Source organism: Lactobacillus selangorensis, from assembly GCF_001437205.1.
GTDB lineage: Bacteria > Bacillota > Bacilli > Lactobacillales > Lactobacillaceae > Paralactobacillus > Paralactobacillus selangorensis.
The window spans coordinates 1-1,369 of record NZ_JQAZ01000017.1 but is presented as its reverse complement, the minus strand read 5'-3'; the positions used below and the strand labels follow the sequence as shown (position 1 = coordinate 1,369).

Below are 1,369 nucleotides of genomic sequence, written 5' to 3'. Positions count from 1 at the left end.
GCGGGCTAATGAGATGGTCACCCCCACACCCTGCGAGGGCTACGCTTTCGCAGGGTGTTTTGTTTTTGGAGGCCATCATCATGAGCGAGTCAGCACTGATCGGGATCGATCTCGGCAAACATAATTTCCACCTTCTGGGCCAAGACAAATCGGGCCGCGAGGTGTTTCGCAAAAAGCTCTCGCGAGCGCAGATGATGCGGTTCTTCGGCAACTTGCCGAGCTGCGTCGTGGTAACGGAAGCCTGTGCCGGCTCTCACTTCATCGCCCGTCAGCTTGCGGCGATGGGGCATACGACCAAGTTGATTTCACCGCAGTTTGTCCGCCCTTTCGTCAAGGGCAACAAAAATGACTTTATCGACGCAGAGGCCATTTGCGAGGCGGCTTCCCGTCCGTCCATGCGCTTCGTTACGCCTAAAACCGAGTCTCAGCAAACCCTGTCTGTCCTGCATCGCATGCGCGAGTCGTTGGTGCATGACCGCACCAAGACAGCCAATCAGATGCACGGTTTCCTGCTGGAATTTGGCATCAGCCTGCCCAAAGGCTCAGCCATCATGAAGCGTTTGGCAGCTGTTTTGGCCGAGCATGAGCTGCCTGTGCGGCTGACAGTGCTGTTGCAACGCCTGCACGATCACTTCGTTTACCTGGATGAACAGATCAAGGAACTGGACAAACAACTGGCTTGCCAGCTGGCCGACGATGATCTGGGGAGCCGTTTGCTTAGCATGCCGTGTGTCGGTCCGATCACCGCCAGCCTTCTGGCTGTAGAAATGGGCGATGGCAAGCAATACCGATGCAGTCGCGATTTTGCGGCTTCAGTGGGCTTGGTGCCGCGACAGTACAGCACGGGCGGCAAAGCCAATTTGTTGGGGATCAGCAAGCGGGGTGACAAGCACCTGCGGCAACTGCTGGTGCAATGCTCCAGGGTTTACATGCAGAGGCTGGATCATCAGAAGGGGGCTTTGGCCGACTGGGTGCGAGCGCTGCTGNGCCGACGACACGCGAATGTGGTGGCCTGTGCCCTGGCCAACAAACTGGCGCGTATCGCTTGGGCGATAGCGGCTCACCATGCGCAATATGAAGCAGGGCCAGACGCCTTGAACGCCTGACCCTGCGGTTGTTGCAGTACCACAATTCACCCTTCAGGTTTTGCGATAGCTGAACAACGGATGACGTGAACGGCCTACCGGCCTGGCGAAGATCCTGACATAAAAATCGGCTTCAGAAGCCGACGGGCTTTTAAGGATCGTCAGGCGCGACTCTCATCGTGGCGCTGGGGCAAGCCCCAAACAGACGCCGGATAGATTTAAGCAAGCCAACCACATCGCCCGTTAATCAGTATTGCAAAAATGGGGGGGACCATAGATTTTTT

Annotated in this window: 2 pseudogenes; both read left to right on the top strand. The window is 56.7% G+C overall.

The window, feature by feature from the left end:
* Positions 1-80: 80 nt before the first annotated feature.
* Positions 81-986, top strand: a pseudogene (locus IV40_RS10415) (IS110 family RNA-guided transposase); the annotation flags it as partial.
* A gap of 1 nt (position 987) precedes the next feature.
* Positions 988-1,106, top strand: a pseudogene (locus IV40_RS10950) (IS110 family transposase); the annotation flags it as partial.
* Between the last annotated feature and the right edge of the window lie 263 nt (positions 1,107-1,369).